This is a genomic window from Heyndrickxia acidicola (assembly GCF_001636425.1).
Taxonomy (GTDB): domain Bacteria; phylum Bacillota; class Bacilli; order Bacillales; family Bacillaceae_C; genus Bacillus_AE; species Bacillus_AE acidicola.
Genome location: NZ_KV440953.1, coordinates 4751474 through 4770726 on the forward strand (window position 1 = coordinate 4751474; position 19253 = coordinate 4770726).

Genomic DNA, 19253 nt, shown 5'->3' on the forward strand with positions numbered 1-19253 from the left:
TTAAATAAATCTTTAACAGATTTTCTTTTATATGGCAAAAAAAATTAAAAACGTCAATTTCCGATAGCTTTTTTAGATGCCTGTGCTGCAGTACCTGTTTTATGAAAAACAGTCTGTATGAAAAATTACTATGTAACAACTTATATAATGGACGAGTTAGTCCTCTAGTTTTGCTAATCTATGTGTTCGGGAAGGGATTCTATGTCTTCGTCTTCATCTAATTTAATAAAAGGTACGTTTATCTTAACGCTTGGTACAATTATCTCAAAAGTTTTGGGGCTTTTTTATGTTATCCCGTTTCGGGAAATTGTAGGGGGGTCTGAGCCAGTAGCCCTGTATGGCTTCGGTTATGTACCCTACAATATTTTCATCAGTATATCCACAGCGGGAATTCCGCTCGCAGTAGCAAAATATATTGCGAAGCATAACGCGCTGGAAGAATACGCAGTAGGGCGGAAGCTGTTTAAATCCAGTACATTTATTATGATAACCTCTGGATTTGTCTGCTTTTTGATCATGTTTTTAACTGCTCCTTATTTTGCGGAGCTTGTAATGGCAGGAAGCCAAAAAGCAAGCTTTGGTGTTGCAGATGTGACAACCGTTATTCGCGCTGTCAGCTATGCATTGATTATTATTCCTGTTATGAGCCTTATCAGGGGATTCTTCCAGGGACATCAAATGATGGGGCCATCGGCTATATCCCAGGTAGTTGAACAAATCGTACGGACAATCTTTTTAATCGGAGGAGCCTATGTCGTCTTAAAGGTGTTTCACGGAAGCATGGTTACCGCAATTAGTCTTGCAACGTTTGCAGCGTTTATCGGCGGGGTTGCCAGCTTGATTTGTTTGTTCTGGTACTGGAAAAAAAGTAAACCAACCTTTGATGAGCTTTTAGTGCATGATCGGGGAACAGTTACGGTTTCTCTTGGAAGTATGTATAAAGAGATCATTCTTTACGCACTTCCTTTCGTATTTGTGGGAATTGCAAACTCGCTTTACCAAATCATTGACCAAGTCACGTTTAAAAGGGCGATGGAAGCAGTCAATGCTGGCAATGCCATTGCGGATCTTGGTGTTTTAAACTTTGATGCCCATAAGCTGGTTATTATTCCTGTCTCACTTGCCACGGCCTTTTCACTAACTTTAGTTCCCTTAATTACAGAATCCTTTGCAGTCGGTGACAAAAAAGTATTAGTACGATCTGTGGACCAAACCTTTCAAATTCTTTTATTCGTGACAGTTCCTGCTGCGATGGGATTATCCATACTGGCAGAGCCTGTCTATACATTATTTTATAATGGTCAAAGCGATATTGGGACTAGTGTATTAATGCATTATGCTCCTGTTGCAATCCTTTTTGCACTTTATTCCGTGACAGCTGCTATTCTTCAGGGGATTAATGAACAGCGATTTACAATTTTGAGTCTTTTGGTAGGCTTGCTCATTAAATTAACCTTAAATATTCCTTTTATCGAAAAATATCATGTGCTGGGTGCGGTTTATACTACAGCATTGGGATACAGTGTATCCATTATTATTAACCTTGTTATCATTAAGCTTTTTGCCAACTATCCATTTAAAATGATCGTAAGAAGGACCATCTTAATTGGCGTATTTAATGTCATTATGTGTGTAGTTGTCATTGCTCTTTACAAGGGTTTAACCATCTTTTTAAGTCCTGCTTCCAAATTTCAGTCCTTCCTCATTATTGTCATTTGCGGAGGTGTCGGAGCATTGGTATACGCTGCTCTTGGACTTAAGTCCAATCTTGCTGACAGGCTGTTTGGAAGTCGTGTACAGCGTATAAAAGCAAAACTGCGGCTTGGATCATAAGAATTATTAAAAAAGGTTTCAATAATAAAAGGAGGTCATTTTCTAATATGGCCTCCTTTTTCTAATCATCCTCTTCTTCCGCGGAGGAAAGGAGGTCGTCAGGCTGCAAAAAAAATCTTTCTTAATTTAACAGTCAAAACTCTGTTTGCTGTTTATGCCGAATGGATTCATGCCTGACATAAGATTTTTGTAATTAGCATATCCCTGTTTTTCCATAGCGTCCATTTTTGCCATCGGAGGCAATTCCATAATTGGGGGTGCCAAACCGGCAGGGGTCAAATTGTTTAATTGAAGCTCAATAAGGAGAATCCTGCGATTCATGCGATCCATATCTTTTTCCATTCTCCTGATCTCTTCCTTTAGCCTAGCATACTCCGGATCCTCCTGTTTTTGAACAGATGCTGTTTGAGGCGCGGTTTGGGGATATGGAGAATGGGGCGTATGCATTCCGTTTTGGATAACTTGCCTGTAGTGCAAACTGAATCACTCCTTTTAATCGTGCATTAAGCTAAAGCGGCGGATAGGATAGCTTTTGAAGTTTGTACGCCGATGAGCAAGACGCTTTCGCTTTTCTTATACATAGGCTATGTGGGCCAAAAGAGAATGTATGGGTGTGTACCCACTTTTTTACCTATTTTCAATCGTTTAGTTAGGCATTCAAGAAAATGATACAGATAAAATGGAAAGGCTCTTTTCGTAAACTTTGTTGCTATTGGAAACAAAAATATATTTAAAATATATATTCAGTATTAAAACTTGTGAATAATACAAAAAGATGCCACGAAGACAGACAACATATGGAATAATCCTTTGTACGTAAATCAACAATCTATGAAAAAACAGCTAATGGAAAAAATATAAAACGTTCATTAAGGGGGAAAATGAAATGAGAATTGATAAACTGCTTTCAAATGCTGGTGTAGGAAGCAGGAAAGAAGTGAAAAAATTATTAAAGGACGGAGCGGTCAAAGTAAATGATGTGATAATGAAGGATGCAAAGACCAAGCTTAATCCAGAGGAGGACGTTGTTACAGTCCATGGTGAACCCGTTGTGTACCGTGAATATGTATATTTTATGATGAATAAACCTCAGGGTGTTATTTCAGCAACAGAGGATTTACGGGACAAGACAGTAATTGATCTGTTAAAAACAGAAGATCGGATTCTAGAGCCCTTTCCAGTAGGGCGTCTGGATAAAGATACCGAGGGGCTTTTGCTGATTACAAATGACGGAGCCCTTGCCCATCAATTGCTTTCACCCAAAAAACACGTGCCAAAAACTTATTTTGCCGTCATCGATGGAGAGGTCAGTGAAAAAGATACGGATGCATTTCGAGAAGGGGTAACACTGGACGATGGTTATCATACAAAGCCTGGAGTGTTGAAAATCTTAAAGACAGGCCTGCGCTCTGATATCGAATTGACTATTACAGAAGGAAAATTTCATCAGGTAAAGCGAATGTTCGAAGCAGTTGGAAAAAGGGTGGTGTATTTGAGGCGTCTTTCCATGGGGCCTCTGCTTCTGGATGAAAGCCTTCAGCTGGGAGAATACCGGGAGCTGAGTGAAGAGGAAGTGGTAAAATTAAAGGAGCATCCTCTGGTGACAGAATAAAGGTGAAATCCTTTCGAATAGAGAAGTTTTCATCAAGGCGTTTTTCGCAAATACTGTATTATTCATAATTAAGTTAGGGCTCTTTTCGTAAACTTTGTTGTTATTTGACATAAAAGATGATGAAAATAACAGGTTTTAAAAAAAACTTGTAAATAGCTTATGAAAAGTTATCACGAAGATGAACGATATGAATTTATCCATTGTAAGTAAAGCAACTATTTATGCGAGAACAGCCTTCATCAAAAAACGAACAAAAGAACTGAATCTTTCATTGGGATTCAGTTCTTTTGTTCGTTTTACAAGGTGTTTATACAAAATGCTCGTCTTGTTCACGAGCGCCTTTTAAGACAATATTTATTTTTAAGATGAAATTCGAACTCTTTTTTCTGTTGTTGTCCAGGTTCCGCGGTGCGGACTTTTAATTAAGTCGTTGTATGCCAGTACATTTAAATCTCTTTGAATAGTACGCGGAGTGATGCCGAACTCATCTACAAGTTCCTGGGTCGTAACTGCACCATTTTCCTTGATAAACACGTAGATTGATTTAATTCGGGTTAACATTCTATTCGTTGAAGGTTTCAAAAAACCACTCCCTCATCTTTTTTCCTAAGACAAAGACTGCGGACGGCTTCTATTGAGGAAATAATTCCTCCTTGATTAAATGTTTAATTCCAGTAGACAACTCCTTTTCTTAAACTTATTTACAAATCTAAGATGCGGACACTTATATTGTACACTTAACACATTTAATTTACAAACATAAAGCTAAAATTTCTCCTACTAATAGCCTATGAATATGGCTTGCAAGTATGACTGTTTCATTCTCTTAGTGTATAAAAGGAATGAATTAGAAATGATCCTTAATATCCCGGAGCCTCGGGCTGTCTTATAATATTTATTTCAAGTTTTAAAAAGGGTAAAATATAAAGAGCTAGTATTATATATCCCTAAAAAGGAGTTTTTAATCATGACTACTATTAATTGGATGAAAGAAGTAGAAAAAAGACAAGACGATTTGATAAAGGATTTACAAGGTTTATTACATATTAAAAGTGTGCTGGATGAAGAAAATGCAACCGAAGATGCTCCTTTAGGAAAAGGTGTGAAGGAAGCGTTGGATTACTTATTAGATCTTGGAAACAAGGACGGCTTTATAAGCAAGAATGTCGGCAATCTGGCCGGGCACCTGGAAATGGGAGAAGGAAAGGGGCTAGTCGGGATATTATGTCACGTGGATGTGGTGCCTGAAGGAGATGGCTGGAGTGTTGACCCTTATTCCGGAGTTATAAAGGATGGGAAGATTTTTGCAAGAGGATCCAGTGATGATAAGGGTCCGACGCTGGCAGCCTATTATGGGATGAAAATTGTGAAAGAACTGGGGCTGCCTCTTGAGAAAAGGGTCCGCTTGATTGTTGGTACAGATGAGGAAAGTGATTGGCGCTGTGTTGATCATTATTTTGAGCGTGAAGAGATGCCGGATATGGGGTTTGCACCTGATGGTGATTTTCCGATTATAAATGCAGAAAAAGGGATAGCCGATTATGATCTTGTATTTAAACCTGAAGCTGAAGCAAATTCAGCCAATGTGCGTTTGGTTTCTTTTCATTCTGGAAGACGCTACAACATGGTACCAGACCATGCGGAAGCAAAGCTTCAAGTGAATGGAAATAAAGGGGATATTTCGGAGGAGTTCCAGAAATTTATGCAAAATGCTTCTTTAAAAGGGAAAATTTTTGAGGAAAATGGTGAAATTTCTCTTGTATTAGAAGGAAAATCAGCACATGGAATGGAACCTAATAATGGAGTGAATGCCGGGCTTCAGCTTGCTAAATTTTTATATGATTATTCTGAGCAATTGAATGGGGGCGGAAAACAGTTCATTGATTTCGCTGTTCAATTCTTATATGAACAATCGCGCGGTGAAGGATTTGGCATAAAATACTCAGATGAGATTACTGGTGACCTGACGATGAATGTCGGAAGGCTGGACTACAACGAGGAAAACGGAGGGCGCTTTGGAATTAATATGCGCTATCCAGTGACATTCAATATGGAGAGCGGCTTAAAGTCAATTAAAGAAATTCTTGAGAAAAATGGATATACTTTAGAAAACTTTTCTGACTCCAAGCCTCATCATGTCGATAAGAATGAGCCGCTTATTAAGACACTTCAGAAAGTTTATGAAGACCAAACAGGTGAAAAAGCTGAGCTTCTGGCGATTGGCGGCGGGACCTATGCCCGTTCTTTAACAACTGGTGTTGCTTTTGGAGCTTTGTTTCCTGGCCGTCCGGATGTCATGCACCAAAAAGATGAGTTTATGTTTGTTGAAGATTTATTTAAAGCAACAGCCATTTATGCTCAGGCCATTTTTGAATTGGCTGGCAGGAATAACTAAAAAAAGATTTTAACAGACAGGGGGATTACTTTGGAGAAAATTATTTTTAACGGGGAATTAGTTGAACGCACTGGAATCAACATTGATATTGAAGATCGCGGGTACCAATTTGGTGACGGCATTTATGAGGTAATAAGGGTCTATAACGGAAAGCTGTTTACAAAGGAAGAGCATATTAAACGGCTGTACGAAAGTGCAGAAAAAATTTCCATGGAACTCCCCTATGACAGGAACTCCCTTGAAGAGCAGCTTGAAAATCTGGTAAAAGAGAATCAATTAAAGACCGGAATTATTTATCTGCAATTTACACGCGGCGTTGCAATGCGGGCACATGGATTTCCGGGAGATGATGTTGTTCCGGTATTTATTGCCTATACCAGGGAAGTTGAAAGACCAGAGTCCTCTATGAAAAATGGAGTAAAAGGGATTTTAGTGGATGACATCCGCTGGCTGCGCTGTGACATAAAAAGCCTGAACTTGCTTGGCAATATCCTGGCTAAACAGGAAGCAGCAAATCATGGCTGTTTCGAAGCCATTCAGCATCGTTCCAATATTGTTACAGAAGGGTCATCTTCAAATGCATTTGTTATCAAGAATGGAGAACTATGGACTCATCCGGCTACAAACCTCATTTTAAATGGAATTACCAGAAGGGTAATTCTGGACATTTGCAAAGAACAGGGAATTCAAGTAATAGAGAAGCCTTTTACAGTGGATGAGCTTTTGGATGCTGACGAAATATTTATTTCGAGTACGACTTCTGAAATTATGCCGATTGTGCAGTTAGCCAAAAATACCAAATCGGATATTCTGCTAAATGAAAAAACAATCGGGGATGGTAAGCCGGGTCAATTGACACGTAAGCTTCAAGAGCTTTTTGAAAAGGAAATTGAGAAGCAGTGTTATTCAGCTAGACTCTTTTCGTAAACTTTGTTGCTGTTTAATTGAGTTTTATGTGAAAACATCTTTAATAATCAAATGGTAAAGCAGATAGCAGCAATAGGGCTATCTGCTTTTTTGTTGCTCTTTTTCGTAAACTTTGTTGCTCTTTTTCGTAAACTTTGTTGCTCTTTTCCTAAACTTTGTTGCTATTTGAAACAAATTCTTGTTAATAGTTTACAAACGATGCTGTGAAGACAGACAACCTGCGGAAAGATCCTGTGTACAGTGTGTCCCAATAGATGTGAATACAGCTTTTGGTTAAAGTCCTAAGTTTCATTGGGCCCAATATACCATTTTTGCAGGATCATTTATTCGAATCAAGGAGTGGGAGTCGAATCTTCATTCTTTTTCTGAACGACCACTTCTGTATGGTGTACTAATTGTATTTGCTTGCCATCTGCCTTTTTAATCTCACAATAGCCGCTGTCATAAAGATGGAAAACCTCGTATAAGTCTTTGTCGAATAAGACTAAGTCTCCTTTTACCATAAACCTTCTCCTTTCTGTTTTTTGGCTGAATGGTTAATAATTCCACGCTGATTTGATACACTAGTAATAACAATCTATGTCGAAATGAGGTGAGATTATGACTGGTACGCATTATTTTTTCGCTTTGGCGCTTCCTGAAGAAATAAAGCAGTATTTATATGAAATGACGAAAGAAATCCGACATTCCTTTCCGTTTAAAAAGTGGGTTCACCAAGAGGATTATCATATAACCTTGGCTTTTTTGGGGCGGACAGAGCCGGAAAAGCTTGAAGATACTCTGGAATGTCTTCATTCTTCTCTTTCAGCTATTGCATCCTTTCCTCTTGAATTGGATCACTTAGGGATATTTGGCAAACAGGAGGCTCCCCGAATTCTGTGGGCAGGAGTAAAGGAATCCGACTCTCTGAACAATTTAAGGAACCAGGTTTATAATTGCTGTTTAAAAGCGGGTTTTATACTGGATTCAAAACCATTTGCCCCGCATATTACCCTTTCACGCAAATGGACTGAAAAAGAACCATTCTCAAGTCAAAAGCTTCATACTATAATAAAAGAAAAGCAATTATTTACAGGCAATCGGGTTGTTTTATATCAAACACATCTAGATCGGATACCAAAATACGAAGAAAAAAAGGTATTCTTGTTAAACTGAACGAGCGGATTTTTAAAATGGACTCTGATAAAAATCAATGTTGATTATAGACCTATGTTGATAGGAGCAGATACGTGAGACACCTGCTAAGAAAAGCGAGTTAGGGAAGACCCCGCAGGAGCTTGAGACGAGGAGGCTCCCCTACCGCCCGAGGAAAGCGAGTGTCTGCAGCGGAAATCACCAGGCAAAATTAATATGGCTATTAAATAAGGCTCTTTTCGTAAACTTTGTTGCTATTTGTGTAAAAGAAATATTGAAAAACAAGGTTTAAGGTTGAAAACCATAAACTTAGGACGAAAAGATGCCACGATAGATAGCTAAATACGGATTTAACACTTTCGCGAAAAACAACAATTTATGCGAAAACAGCCTTAAATAAAGATTTTATAATAACAGAATGCATACATATGTGTTAAAACAATAGAGCTTAAAAAAGGAAGAATGAAATGGGACAGTTAATAAAGCTGCAGGACTATATTTCAAGATATGAAATTGATCATTTGCGATATCCTGCACAATTTATGCGCTTGAAAAAACAGCAGTGGCTGCTTCTGAAAGAAGCGTGGAAAAATGGCGAACATCTGCATAAAGAAGACCCTGAGACCGCCAAGGAAGAACAGTGGGGTTTGATAAAAAAATTCAAGAGCATTTTGAAAAAAGAAAAACTGGAAAGCGGGCTTGAGGATCAAAGCAAAGATAAAGCAGAGGAATTCAATTTCACTTTTTCACCTTTGCTCCACTATCTGCCGGAAACGGAAGAAGAGCTCAAAAAGATATTTTTAGACCAGTTTTTTTCCTTTCAAATTAAATGGGCAAGCAGCACGATATGGGATCAATCCTTTGTCGATTCACGCTACTACCGTGACGATAAGCTGAAATATTTACTGCAGCGGTTTCCTGATACGTTTTTAGTTTTTTACCAGCCTGTTTTTATGGTGAAAAAAGCACCAGTAGAAATGAACGTACTTCTCGTCACGCCAACGGATATTTGGTGCCTGGTTTTTATTGAAGAGGAAAAAGATGAGGTGTATATTGGTTCTACCGAACATTTCTGGGTAAAACGTTCAAGCAGGGCAGAAAGAAAGATTTTAAACCCCGTAATTGATTTGAACAGAATGGCAAAAATAATAAAGCCGATCCTTACCGAAAATGATGTTGAACTGCCTGTTAGGATGGGGATCATCTGCCGTGAGGGCTATATAGATTTTCCAGATGCCCCCTATGATCTGGCGCTGATTGATAAAAGAAGATATCCGGACTGGTTCCGGCAGCAAAGGGGCCTTCATTCTCCCATTAAGCATATGCAGCTGAAAGCCGTTAAAGCGCTTTTGGATAACTGCCAGACTTCGTACGTTCCCAGAAGCCCTGTGGAACAAGAGATTATGGACAAAAGTGAATAATACAGTTTAGCTGGTACAGGCGCTGGTGAATGGGAGAAAAAAGGAAAACCGGAAATTTTAGATTTTAGCTTGACGAAAAATGTCAAAAAGAGATAAAATTTATTAAATGATGGCTATTGTTGTCTGATACAATGTAATAGCCGTCTTTTTTGTTCTGAACCCAATTTTAAAATGATCATTATTTTATAAATACATGTTAAAACGTACAATAATAAATCTTATGGGATGCAGGGCGTAATCTTACACTTTAAGCCGGAGAGAATCGTAATAGCGGCGAATTAATGAAGGTGAATGATGTTGGAACACATACTTGGTCAAGGGTGGGAAATAATCCCTGCCGGCGGGGCAACAGGAGAAGCATTCTTTGCCAAACATCAAGAAAAAAAGCTTTTCTTAAAAAGAAACTCATCTCCTTTTCTGGCAGTATTATCAGCAGAGGGGATCGTGCCTAAGCTTGTTTGGACGAAAAGAATGGAGAATGGCGATGTCATTACAGCTCAAGAATGGTTAAACAGCAGGGAATTAAAGCCTGACGAAATGAACCAAGACCGTGTTGCCAAGCTACTCAAAAAAATTCATACCTCAAAGCCATTGCTAACCATGCTTCAGAGACTAGGCATGGCTCCATTTGAACCTGAAATGATGTTGGCTGAAGTGGAGACTTGTCTGGATAGTGAGCTTTTATCCTTGCCTATCATAATGCAATCCATTCAGTTTCTGCAGGATCATATTGACAGGATGGAGTATGAAAATTATGTGGTGTGCCATGGCGATATCAATCATAATAATTGGCTGCTTACAGATGAGGTTAACCAGCTTTATTTGATTGATTGGGACGGTCCCATGATTGCTGATCCTGCTTTGGACATAGGAATGCTCTTATATTTATATATCTCCAATGAGGATTGGGATCAATGGCTGGAACAGTATGGGATTGAGGAAACGGATAGTTTGCATATGCGCATGAAATGGTATGTTATTTCACAAATTCTGCTATCTATTCAATGGCATAAGGATAAAAACCGCCTTGACGAAATGAACCATTGGATCGATTTTTTGGAATCGATTGTTTAAAAAAGAATGTTTTGCAAGGGCCGACTTAGCTGGGAAACCTTTATGCTTAAAACCTGCTATAAGAAAGGTTAAAGAAGGAGCCGCGACAAGCCGGCCCCTTTTCAAATGCTAATTAGCAGTAGCTATTGACATGGTCTACCCATTGAGACAGGTTTTCCTGATGTGAAAGAATATGATTGTCCAAATTTGGTGAATTACGGCCGCTCTGGCCATACTGATAAACCTCATCCAATGTGGACATTAGGTTTTCCTGAATATTAGGATTCACCATTAAAGATTTTACTAAGCGCTCAAGCTGCTCACATTCGGCCACTGAGCCGCAGCATTCGGTTTGATGCTCGTTTAAAATATCTTTCAAGAGGCTGAGCTGATGCTGGTGAGTTAAAGGCATATAAGACACATCCTTTTTATTTTTTAATGGCAACATATCGTACAGAAACTGGCCATTCGCCGGTTTCTTTTCTGTGCAAGAGATGCTTAGGAATGAAGCAGGACAGAAATATATAAGGGATTGCCTGCTTGGTGAAAAAGCAAACTGGGATTTCTCATGTAGTATGTGATTTTCAAACTGAATTATAACCATGACAAGTAATTAGAATTAGAGGTGACTACATGCGTTTACGACATAAACCCTGGGCAGAAGACAAACTGAAGGCGTATCCTCAGTATGTTGTTCAGCAGCCTGAACAGTGGAAAGGAAAATGGGGAGAAGTTTTTCAAAACGATCAGCCCCTTCATATTGAAGTCGGGACCGGAAAAGGGCAATTTATTACTGGGATGGCAAAAGCCAATCCCCATATTAACTATCTCGGAATTGAAATGCAGACAAGCGTTATTGTCTCTGCATTGGACAGGATCATTGATGAAGAATTGCCCAATGTAAAATTATTATGTGTAGATGGAAGCAAACTATTGGAGTTTTTTGCAAAAGGCGATGTTAATAGGGTCTACCTTAACTTTTCTGATCCATGGCCAAAAAAACGCCACGAAAAGCGCAGGCTTACGTATAAAGGCTTTCTGAAGCTATATGAAGATATTATGGTGAATGAAGGTGAAGTTCACTTTAAAACGGATAATCAAGGGCTGTTTGAATACTCATTAATGAGCTTTTCCCATTATGGCTTGCTATTGAATTTTGTCAGTCTTGATTTGCACAAGAGTGAATTTGAAGGTAATATCATGACGGAATATGAAGAAAAATTCTCTGAAAAAGGACAGCGTATTTACCGCTGTGAAGTGAAATATCCCCGTTAAAACTGGCGAAAGCCAGTTTTTTTGCATTTACCTGTTGTTTGCTTTTATGTGCTAAAGCACAAAAGGGGTCAGACCCCTTTTGTGCGGTAAAGGATCAAAGAATGTGTGGGTATATTTTCCTGTTTTGCCCGTAAGACAGTGAATATCGCCCGTGAATTATCTGTGATGGTTTCACAGATATGGTTTTTCCTATTAAGGGCCATTTTTAATAAGCAAAGACGTATGAGCAGGTCCTCCATTATAAAAAGAAAGTGTTTATTATTTATAAAAACCCAATATTAGCAGCTTCTTCAGCCTACTTTCACTATGAGGCTACCTCTCGCTTTTCTTTTTTTGTAAGCGGCACCATTTGAGTGGTACAATAAAAGGGCAGGGAAGGAGGAATTTTTATGGAAACAATAAAGATAGGGGATTTAACATTACGCTGGCTTAACGGCGGTGTTACCAATATGGATGGAGGCGCCATGTTTGGTGTAGTGCCTAAACCGTTATGGTCTAAAAAGTATGACGTCAATGAAAAAAATCAGATTGAGCTGAGGACGGATCCCATTCTATTTACCTTGAACGGGAAAAATATACTAATTGAATCTGGTATTGGTTCTGGTAAATTGACCGATAAGCAAAAAAGAAATTATGGAGTTACAGAGGAATCGAAAGTTGAGAATTCCCTTAAAGAGACTGGGCTAACGCCTGAAGATATTCATATTATCTGTATGACTCATATGCATTTTGATCATGCAAGCGGATTGACAAAAAAGTCGGATGACGGATATGAATCGGTTTTTCCCAATGCCGTTATTTACACTTCTGAGGTAGAATGGGACGAAATGCGAAATCCAAATATCCGGTCCAAAAATACATACTGGCAGGAAAACTGGCAGGCGATTGAACATCAGGTTAAAACTTATACCGAGCAAGTGGAGATTTTCCCGGGGTTAAAAATGATTCATACTGGCGGGCATAGTGACGGCCATTCCATTATCCTGCTTGAAAGCAATGGTGAAAAAGCGATTCATATGGCGGATTTAATGCCAACGCATGCTCATCAAAATCCGCTTTGGGTACTTGCCTATGATGATTACCCGATGACATCCATTAAAGCCAAGCAAGAATACATTTCAAGCGCAATTCAAAGCAACACCTGGTTTATTTTTTACCATGATGCCGTTTACCGTGCCCTAAAGTGGGATGAAGAAGGAAAAACCATAACCGATAGTGTAAAAAGAGTGAGATAAAAAGAAAAGCGAAAGCGCCTTGCTCATCGGCGTACGGATTCCGTAGTCTACAACTGAGATAAAGGAAACACATCGAGGCCACGAGCTGATGTTGACTTATCTTAGTGGGAGACGCAGAAATCCGCTAGCCGATAGGCGCTGGAGCTAGACAAAGACTACATTGATTTTACACTTTCTCATAAAAAAACTGCCCTTCACAAAAGGGCAGCCTAAATTTAGCTTACAGGATAGACATCTATAACCGTACCAGTACGGGCATCTGCGATGAATTCGTATTGCAGCCTTTCGCCGTCTTTTCTCCAAGTGATGCCACCGCGGTATACTTTTGCTTTAATAGGAGTTTTCTCGTATTCCTCCATTGTCATTTGAATCCATGATCCATCAATGGAGCCTTCCTCTTTAAAAGCTTTTTTTACGCCTCCCAGAACAGCTTCAGCTGATATGTAAGCAGATTTTTTTACGGTTTTATTAACATAATAACCGGCCGCTGCACCGATTACTGCACCTGACACAAAGGTTTTCCAGTTCATGCTTTGAAACACCGCCTATTGATAGTTTGGACAAGAGTCGTTCTCCCTTAATTATACAAAAAAGATGAAAAAACCACATCACTTTTCTCATCCGTCTTTGTGAATCGCAGGAAGAGATAGTATAAGCGGTTGTTCTGGCATGACAAATGAAAGTTTTGTAAAATAAATGAGTACATAGCGTATTCTATCAGAAAAGAGGGGTACAGATGGATAAAGAAACACTGGAGCTTTTTAAAACATTAACAGAATTGCCGGGCGCATCCGGGAGCGAGCATTTTGTAAGAAAATTTATGCGTGAGCAGCTTCAAAAGTATTCGGATGAAGTGATTCAGGATCGCCTTGGCGGTATTTTCGGGCTCAAAAAAGGGAATGAAAAAGACCCTGTTGTCATGGTTGCTGGCCATATGGATGAGGTTGGCTTTATGGTCACTGCTATTACGGATAATGGAATGGTGCGCTTCCAAACTCTCGGCGGCTGGTGGAGCCAGGTCTTGTTAGCACAAAGAGTGCAGATCATGACAGATAATGGCCCTATTATCGGAGTGGTGGGATCCATTCCTCCGCACCTGCTGGACGACAGCCAGCGCAATAAGCCAATGGACATTAAAAATATGCTTATTGATATTGGAGCTGATGATAAGGATGATGCTATCCGTATTGGGATTGTTCCTGGACAGCAGATTGTTCCGATTTGTCCTTTCACGCCTATGGCAAATGAAAAGAAAATTATGGCCAAAGCCTGGGATAACCGTTATGGATGCGGGTTAGCCATTGAATTATTAAAGGAACTTCAAGGAGAACAGCTGCCAAATATCCTGTATTCGGGTGCCAATGTACAGGAGGAGGTTGGCCTTCGGGGAGCGCAGACAGCTGCAAACATGATCAAGCCGGATATTTTCTATGCTTTGGATGCAAGTCCTGCCAATGATGCTTCTGGAGATAAAAATGAATTTGGCCAGCTTGGCAAAGGAACATTACTTAGGATTTATGACCGTTCCATGGTGACCCATAAAGGAATGAGGGAATTTATTCTTGACACTGCTGAGAGCCATGGAATTCCTTATCAATACTTTATTTCTCAGGGAGGAACAGATGCCGGAAGAGTACATACATCAAACGAAGGTGTTCCAAGTGCTGTCATAGGGATTTGTTCTAGATACATCCATACACATGCTTCCATAATACATGTCGATGATTATGCAGCTGCGAAGGAATTGTTAGTGAAGCTTGTAAAAACAACGGATCGGACCACTGTAGAGGCTGTTCGCGGAAAATAAAGAGACAGATGCTTAAAAAAGTGAATGCCGGCAAAGTCAGGTTCTGAAAATGTCTCCTGGCTGCCGGTTTTTTGATAAGTCTGTTTTCAAGCAGTATTCTATTTTGCTGTGGTTTATATTGGGAACTTTCTTATGGCTGCAGCATTTTTAAAACAAAAGCTTTATATCATTTTGCTTAAAAGGAGATCCAAGATGAAGGTCGTAGTAGGTTCAACAAATCCTGCAAAGGTGGAAGCTGTCAAAATAGCTTTTTTGGATAAATGGAAGGATGCCGTTATTTTGTCTGCTGAAACGGAGTCAGGTGTAAACGGACAGCCTTTTTCCGATGAAGAGACCATCGAAGGAGCCATTAACAGAGCTAATGGAGCAGTATTACATGAGTCTGCCGATATTGGAATCGGATTGGAAGGCGGAGTGATTGAAACAAAACAGGGGCTATGTATGTGTAATTGGGGAGCAATGTCCGTTAATGGAAGCCATCCCTTTATAGCAGGCGGAGCAAGGATTTTACTTCCGGAGGAAATTGCCGTTCGGCTTAGAGGCGGGGAAGAGCTTGGAGCAGTTATGGATGAATATGCTCAAAAAAAGGACGTCCGAAAGAAAGAAGGAGCCATTGGCATTTTTACAGCAGGGCTGGTGACAAGAGATGAAATGTTTGCCCACGTGATGAAATTGTTAATTGGGCAGTATTTGTATACCATTGGTTAAAGGGAGCTGCCCATTCGATAAGGCAAAGCTTTCTTCTTTCACAGCCGGCATTGGCTATGTTATTCTTTTTATAAAAGGCTGTTTCGCATGAATTGTTGCTTTACGTACAAGGCATCATTCCTTATGTTGTGTGCCTTCGTGGCATCATTTCGTTTACTATTCACATCATTTAATACTAAAACTTTGTTTTAAATCATTTTTTTGTGTCAATTAGGAACAAAGTTTACGTAAAGGGCCTTATAAAAATAATGAGTATAACAAAAGTCTGCAGTCTTTGGCTAAGGCTTGAAATAGCAATCGCCATCACTAGTTTTGATTGCGCATAACGATTAAATGATTTGGAGGATTAGAAAATGAAGAAATTACAATCAATGGATGAGTTTAAAGAATTGAAAGAAAAGGGCCGCCATATTTTTATGTTTTCTGCAGATTGGTGCCCGGATTGCCGTTTTATTGATCCGGTGCTTCCTGAGATTGAAGAGCAGTTTAAGGAATACACATTTGTGTATGTAGACCGTGATGATTTGATTGATCTTTGTGCAGATCTGAGTGTTTTTGGCATCCCTAGCTTCGTTGCTTTTCAAGATGGGGAGGAATTGGGCCGTTTTGTAAGCAAGGATCGAAAAACAAAGGAAGAAATTGAAAAATTCATTAGTGGGTTGTCTAAATAATAGTTAGATCTTGAACAATTGAATGGAAGGGGCTGGCCGGTTTCATGTACCTTTTGAGTCAGCTCCTTTTTTCATGTACAATAATAGTAATGGAACACATTAACGCACAAAAGGGGTCAGACCCCTTTCGTGCGTTAATGTATGAAAGGAGGTCAGTGGAATGAAAATGGATAGTGGCAAGATGCGGCGTGAGCTGGAGACACGTTTGAAGCAGGAGAATCGGACCATCACATATGACAGGGAAAAGGAAATCCTGAGAGTGGAAAGTATTACTACTGGAAAAGGGATTGAGATTTCCCTCAATAGTGCTGTAGCGAAGTGGCACGAACAAGGTGATAAAGCAATTGATGAAGTTGTTTACTATGTGAGAGAGGCTCTGGAAGTTATGGGCAGAGATCCAGCTATCACAGGGAAAGAAGCGAAAATCTTTCCTGTTATTCGATCAACTTCATTTCCTTTAGAATCGACGGAGGGCAAACGTTTTTTGACGGATGACCATACGGCAGAAACCAGAATTTATTATGCGCTCGATCTTGGAACAACCTATCGCTTAATGGATGAGGATTTGCTGAGGAAAGAGAATTGGGAGCAGGACAAAATACGTGAGATAGCCCGATTTAATCTTCGTTCCCTGCCAACAGACCTTAAACAGGATACCGTTGCAGGGAATACCTTTTACTTCTTGAACACAAACGATGGCTATGATGCGAGCCGTATTTTAAATGAACGTTTTCTGAAAGAGATGGAGGAAAAAATTCAGGGAAGCATGACAGTGGCTGTACCCCATCAGGATGTCTTAATTATTGGTGACATCCTAAATGAAACAGGGTATGATGTATTGGCACAGATCGCTATGAGCTTTTTTACAAATGGACATGTTCCGATTACAGCTCTTTCTTTTTTGTATGATGATGGGGAGCTGGAGCCGATCTTTATATTAGGAAAAAATCGAAAATCATAAAAGGAGTCAAAGTAAAATGAACATTTTTTACAATCGTGAAGGTATTGGTGATACACTCATTATTTCTTTAAAGGATATTGAGTCTGCGCAGGTAGAGCGAAAAGGGGATGCAGCGCGCGTCTTTGATCCTAATACAGATGAAACAGCAGGATATAATCTTTTTCATGCATCCAGCTATTTAAATATCCATGACAATGGACTTGTAGAAATGGATGAAGACAAGCTTAAAATCATTAATCAGGCGCTTGCAAAAAATGGTTTCTCAGAAATATTAGAAGCTGATTTTTCACCTAAATTTGTGGTTGGTTTTGTAACGGAAAAAGAAAAGCATCCGAATGCTGATAAATTAAATATCTGCCAAGTGGATGTAGGCACTGAGACACTACAGATCGTTTGCGGTGCTCCAAATGTAGAGGCAGGACAAAAAGTGGTTGTAGCCAAGGTAGGAGCGGTTATGCCAAGTGGATTGATTATTAAAGATGCAGAGCTCCGCGGTGTTGCTTCAAGCGGAATGATATGTTCTGCACGCGAATTGGCTCTTCCGAATGCACCTCAGGAAAAAGGAATCCTAGTTTTGGAAGACAGCCAGTATGAAGTTGGTTCTCCATTTAAAGAAGAAATCCAAAACTAAGAATACATGAAGAAAGGAGCCTGGTAGAATGAACCGGCTCCTTTTTGTCTGTGGTGCTAAAAACTGCACATCATTTTATGATGTATGCTTTCATTGCCACGTAGCTTTCCGCTTTTTAATTGTCCGTACGGCGCTAACCGTCGCGTTCCGCTTTTCTTCGTTAACGGGAGGTTGGGAAAACACGGTGAATGGTATCGGTAAATTGATTAAACAATCCAGCTACCGGATGGCCATTACGGAGTTCATTGCCATAATCGTTCATGCGGTCAAAGAAATCCGGATTTACTGACACATAAACATTGTCAATGCTTCTATCTGCTTTTTTGACTGCTTTCGTTATTTTACTTTTAAAAGTACTGGTCATTTCTTTACGAGAGCGGTCTTTAAGCAATACAGCAACATATGCGTTGCTGTCTGTCACGATGACATTCGCACGTTGGACTTCTTTCAGTTTAGCTACCTGGCTGGCAACATGGTCTGCTACTCTCATATTAGGAGTTGTATTGTTGCGAGTGTTGTTAACGTCATTTCTTCCGTTATACATCAGATCGTTGCGGCCGTTATTATAGTTGACATTATCTGTTGGACTATAACGAACCGGTCTTGGATTCGTGTTATCTAGCGCATTACGGTCACGATTGTTTGTTGCACAGCCCATCAACACTCCAGAAATTAGGGTAATACTTAATGCAGCTTTTACAATTTTCATGGTGAAACCTCCTTTTAATCATCATTCTCTTTTAATTTTCCAAACAAAAATGGTTTTATGCATGCTTAAAGTGGATAAATAAATAGGATGCTGAGCTAAAGTAACAGTCTCAGTTTATCTTGCTTGTTAATTTTCGCTGCAGGCACTCTCTTTCTGCCGGGAGTAATGGTGTTTCAACATAGCAAGCTCTCTTGTATGGTCTTGCCTTACACGCTTTTCTAAGCAGGGGTCTTGCGCCTTACACTGTAATTAACTTTGAATTCAAATGATCATTGGGAATTATTCAAATATGGTTAGAGCTGTTTGTCCTGCCTATTCATTTCCGTTCAATCAATATGGGTTTAAGAGCAACATAAAATCAGGCGATTGTATCATTTTTAGCAATCCTCCTAAAAAAACTCGAAATTTCAACGTATACTTGTATAATGAAGAATAAAGATGTATTTTACATTTCACTTTACGTTTGGCTGTTTTCACATAGATTATGGCTTTAGGTACAATGGGGAAATCCATATCGACCCTTACGTTTTAACCGAATAGAAAGAGTGATAACATGAGTTGGATTAAAAAATTTATTGATTGGCTGAATGGAGAAGATGTTGTCCGAGAATATGAACTTGAACAGGGAAGAACTTCCCAAAGTCAGGCAGAACAGCAAATCCCATTAATGAAAACAAAAACATTTGAACATCAACCTATTCAACATATCCATCGATTTGAAACGAAAAATAATCTGCATGAAATGAAAAGTAATCGACATGTGGAAACAAGAGTGAAATTCCAATATCCTAAAAGTCAATTCCGCTTTCCGGTTGTTCAGGACCCAAAGGTGAAACCCGAGCCGACAATGAGGGAACGACCGATTTCAGAAAAGCCAAGGC

At 39.5% G+C, this 19253-nt stretch carries 21 protein-coding genes; 15 read left to right on the forward strand and 6 right to left on the reverse strand.

Translation table 11 applies throughout. The annotated features are described in order from the left end of the window. The first annotated feature begins 201 nt into the window (after positions 1-201). Positions 202-1833 carry a putative polysaccharide biosynthesis protein gene (locus tag A5N88_RS22130; protein WP_066270038.1) on the forward strand — a complete coding sequence of 544 codons (1632 nt, stop codon included), beginning with the start codon at positions 202-204 and terminating at the stop codon, positions 1831-1833. A gap of 126 nt (positions 1834-1959) precedes the next feature. Here the strand turns inward: A5N88_RS22130 and A5N88_RS22135 are convergent, their stop codons facing one another. Beyond that, positions 1960-2310, reverse strand: coding sequence for a hypothetical protein (locus A5N88_RS22135; protein WP_066270039.1), 351 nt, complete (start codon positions 2308-2310; stop codon positions 1960-1962). Positions 2311-2719: 409 nt separating this feature from the next. Between A5N88_RS22135 and A5N88_RS22140 the strand changes: the two genes are divergently transcribed. Further along, positions 2720-3445 carry a pseudouridine synthase gene (locus A5N88_RS22140; RefSeq protein WP_066270041.1) on the forward strand — a complete coding sequence of 242 codons (726 nt, stop codon included), beginning with the start codon at positions 2720-2722 and terminating at the stop codon, positions 3443-3445. Between the two features lie 360 nt (positions 3446-3805). Here A5N88_RS22140 and A5N88_RS22145 read toward each other — a convergent pair whose 3' ends face one another. Further along, positions 3806-4027 carry a DeoR family transcriptional regulator gene (locus A5N88_RS22145; protein ID WP_066270043.1) on the reverse strand — a complete coding sequence of 74 codons (222 nt, stop codon included), beginning with the start codon at positions 4025-4027 and terminating at the stop codon, positions 3806-3808. Positions 4028-4412: 385 nt separating this feature from the next. On the opposite strand from A5N88_RS22145, the gene pepV reads away from it, so the two are divergent. Together pepV and dat are read left to right on the forward strand one after the other, a co-directional pair. Next, entirely contained in the window at positions 4413-5840 is a 1428-nt protein-coding gene (gene pepV, locus A5N88_RS22150) for a dipeptidase PepV (protein WP_066270047.1), read from the forward strand. Between the two features lie 30 nt (positions 5841-5870). Beyond that, on the forward strand, positions 5871-6767 hold the full coding sequence (dat, locus tag A5N88_RS22155) for a D-amino-acid transaminase (protein WP_066270050.1): 897 nt from the start codon (positions 5871-5873) through the stop codon (positions 6765-6767). A 332-nt stretch (positions 6768-7099) separates the two neighbouring features. On the opposite strand, the gene A5N88_RS25255 is transcribed toward dat, so the two are convergent. Further along, on the reverse strand, positions 7100-7270 hold the full coding sequence (locus A5N88_RS25255; RefSeq protein WP_157090758.1) for a hypothetical protein: 171 nt from the start codon (positions 7268-7270) through the stop codon (positions 7100-7102). A gap of 97 nt (positions 7271-7367) precedes the next feature. Between A5N88_RS25255 and thpR the strand changes: the two genes are divergently transcribed. The 3 genes from thpR (at position 7368) to A5N88_RS22170 (ending at position 10396) form a co-directional block, all read left to right on the forward strand. Continuing rightward, on the forward strand, positions 7368-7922 hold the full coding sequence (gene thpR, locus A5N88_RS22160; RefSeq protein WP_066270052.1) for an RNA 2',3'-cyclic phosphodiesterase: 555 nt from the start codon (positions 7368-7370) through the stop codon (positions 7920-7922). Positions 7923-8368: 446 nt separating this feature from the next. Next, a complete protein-coding gene (locus A5N88_RS22165; RefSeq protein ID WP_066270054.1) occupies positions 8369-9322 on the forward strand; it encodes an NERD domain-containing protein in 954 nt (317 codons plus the stop codon). Positions 9323-9616: 294 nt separating this feature from the next. Beyond that, the gene (locus tag A5N88_RS22170; RefSeq protein WP_198160332.1) at positions 9617-10396 is read left to right on the forward strand and encodes a phosphotransferase family protein; all 780 of its coding nucleotides are present in this window, start codon (positions 9617-9619) and stop codon (positions 10394-10396) included. Between the two features lie 112 nt (positions 10397-10508). Here A5N88_RS22170 and A5N88_RS22175 read toward each other — a convergent pair whose 3' ends face one another. Beyond that, positions 10509-10787, reverse strand: coding sequence for a YtzH-like family protein (locus A5N88_RS22175; protein ID WP_066270056.1), 279 nt, complete (start codon positions 10785-10787; stop codon positions 10509-10511). Between the two features lie 221 nt (positions 10788-11008). Here A5N88_RS22175 and trmB point away from each other — a divergent pair, with 221 nt between their 5' ends. Next, complete coding sequence (gene trmB / locus A5N88_RS22180; protein ID WP_066270058.1) at positions 11009-11650, forward strand: tRNA (guanosine(46)-N7)-methyltransferase TrmB; 642 nt, start codon at positions 11009-11011, stop codon at positions 11648-11650. Positions 11651-12039: 389 nt separating this feature from the next. Continuing rightward, on the forward strand, positions 12040-12885 hold the full coding sequence (locus A5N88_RS22185) for a YtnP family quorum-quenching lactonase (RefSeq protein ID WP_066270060.1): 846 nt from the start codon (positions 12040-12042) through the stop codon (positions 12883-12885). A gap of 215 nt (positions 12886-13100) precedes the next feature. Here A5N88_RS22185 and A5N88_RS22190 read toward each other — a convergent pair whose 3' ends face one another. Beyond that, the gene (locus A5N88_RS22190; protein WP_066270062.1) at positions 13101-13415 is read right to left on the reverse strand and encodes a PepSY domain-containing protein; all 315 of its coding nucleotides are present in this window, start codon (positions 13413-13415) and stop codon (positions 13101-13103) included. A 206-nt stretch (positions 13416-13621) separates the two neighbouring features. On the opposite strand from A5N88_RS22190, the gene A5N88_RS22195 reads away from it, so the two are divergent. The 5 genes from A5N88_RS22195 to ytpR all read left to right on the forward strand — a co-directional run bounded on the left by A5N88_RS22195 (position 13622) and on the right by ytpR (position 17663). After that, positions 13622-14692, forward strand: coding sequence for a M42 family metallopeptidase (locus A5N88_RS22195; protein WP_066270064.1), 1071 nt, complete (start codon positions 13622-13624; stop codon positions 14690-14692). 192 nt (positions 14693-14884) lie between these two features. Then, complete coding sequence (locus A5N88_RS22200) at positions 14885-15400, forward strand: DUF84 family protein (protein WP_066270801.1); 516 nt, start codon at positions 14885-14887, stop codon at positions 15398-15400. 353 nt (positions 15401-15753) lie between these two features. Then, a complete protein-coding gene (locus A5N88_RS22205) occupies positions 15754-16071 on the forward strand; it encodes a thioredoxin family protein (RefSeq protein WP_066270066.1) in 318 nt (105 codons plus the stop codon). A gap of 166 nt (positions 16072-16237) precedes the next feature. Beyond that, positions 16238-17032 (forward strand): DUF1444 domain-containing protein, encoded by a 795-nt coding sequence (locus A5N88_RS22210; protein WP_066270804.1) that lies wholly within the window; start codon positions 16238-16240, stop codon positions 17030-17032. Between the two features lie 16 nt (positions 17033-17048). Further along, positions 17049-17663 (forward strand): YtpR family tRNA-binding protein, encoded by a 615-nt coding sequence (gene ytpR, locus A5N88_RS22215; RefSeq protein WP_066270068.1) that lies wholly within the window; start codon positions 17049-17051, stop codon positions 17661-17663. A 160-nt stretch (positions 17664-17823) separates the two neighbouring features. Here ytpR and A5N88_RS22220 read toward each other — a convergent pair whose 3' ends face one another. After that, positions 17824-18372, reverse strand: a complete 549-nt coding sequence (locus A5N88_RS22220; RefSeq protein ID WP_066270070.1) for a YhcN/YlaJ family sporulation lipoprotein — start codon at positions 18370-18372, stop codon at positions 17824-17826. 553 nt (positions 18373-18925) lie between these two features. On the opposite strand from A5N88_RS22220, the gene A5N88_RS22225 reads away from it, so the two are divergent. Next, on the forward strand, positions 18926-19253 hold a 328-nt coding region (locus tag A5N88_RS22225; RefSeq protein WP_157090759.1), incomplete at its 3' end, for a hypothetical protein.

Excerpts from the sequence above, each read along its gene's own strand:
- A5N88_RS22200 (WP_066270801.1), top strand. The coding sequence starts at position 14,885 with ATGAAGGTCGTAGTAGGTTCAACAAATCCTGCAAAGGTGGAAGCTGTC.
- A5N88_RS22210 (WP_066270804.1), top strand. The coding sequence starts at position 16,238 with ATGGATAGTGGCAAGATGCGGCGTGAGCTGGAGACACGTTTGAAGCAG.
- A5N88_RS22165 (WP_066270054.1), top strand. The coding sequence starts at position 8,369 with ATGGGACAGTTAATAAAGCTGCAGGACTATATTTCAAGATATGAAATT.
- A5N88_RS22140 (WP_066270041.1), top strand. The coding sequence starts at position 2,720 with ATGAGAATTGATAAACTGCTTTCAAATGCTGGTGTAGGAAGCAGGAAA.
- A5N88_RS22195 (WP_066270064.1), top strand. The coding sequence starts at position 13,622 with ATGGATAAAGAAACACTGGAGCTTTTTAAAACATTAACAGAATTGCCG.
- A5N88_RS22205 (WP_066270066.1), top strand. The coding sequence starts at position 15,754 with ATGAAGAAATTACAATCAATGGATGAGTTTAAAGAATTGAAAGAAAAG.
- A5N88_RS22185 (WP_066270060.1), top strand. The coding sequence starts at position 12,040 with ATGGAAACAATAAAGATAGGGGATTTAACATTACGCTGGCTTAACGGC.
- A5N88_RS22130 (WP_066270038.1), top strand. The coding sequence starts at position 202 with ATGTCTTCGTCTTCATCTAATTTAATAAAAGGTACGTTTATCTTAACG.
- A5N88_RS22220 (WP_066270070.1), bottom strand. The coding sequence starts at position 18,372 with ATGAAAATTGTAAAAGCTGCATTAAGTATTACCCTAATTTCTGGAGTG.
- A5N88_RS25255 (WP_157090758.1), bottom strand. The coding sequence starts at position 7,270 with ATGGTAAAAGGAGACTTAGTCTTATTCGACAAAGACTTATACGAGGTT.
- A5N88_RS22175 (WP_066270056.1), bottom strand. The coding sequence starts at position 10,787 with ATGCCTTTAACTCACCAGCATCAGCTCAGCCTCTTGAAAGATATTTTA.
- A5N88_RS22190 (WP_066270062.1), bottom strand. The coding sequence starts at position 13,415 with ATGAACTGGAAAACCTTTGTGTCAGGTGCAGTAATCGGTGCAGCGGCC.
- trmB (WP_066270058.1), top strand. The coding sequence starts at position 11,009 with ATGCGTTTACGACATAAACCCTGGGCAGAAGACAAACTGAAGGCGTAT.
- thpR (WP_066270052.1), top strand. The coding sequence starts at position 7,368 with ATGACTGGTACGCATTATTTTTTCGCTTTGGCGCTTCCTGAAGAAATA.
- A5N88_RS22170 (WP_198160332.1), top strand. The coding sequence starts at position 9,617 with ATGTTGGAACACATACTTGGTCAAGGGTGGGAAATAATCCCTGCCGGC.
- pepV (WP_066270047.1), top strand. The coding sequence starts at position 4,413 with ATGACTACTATTAATTGGATGAAAGAAGTAGAAAAAAGACAAGACGAT.
- ytpR (WP_066270068.1), top strand. The coding sequence starts at position 17,049 with ATGAACATTTTTTACAATCGTGAAGGTATTGGTGATACACTCATTATT.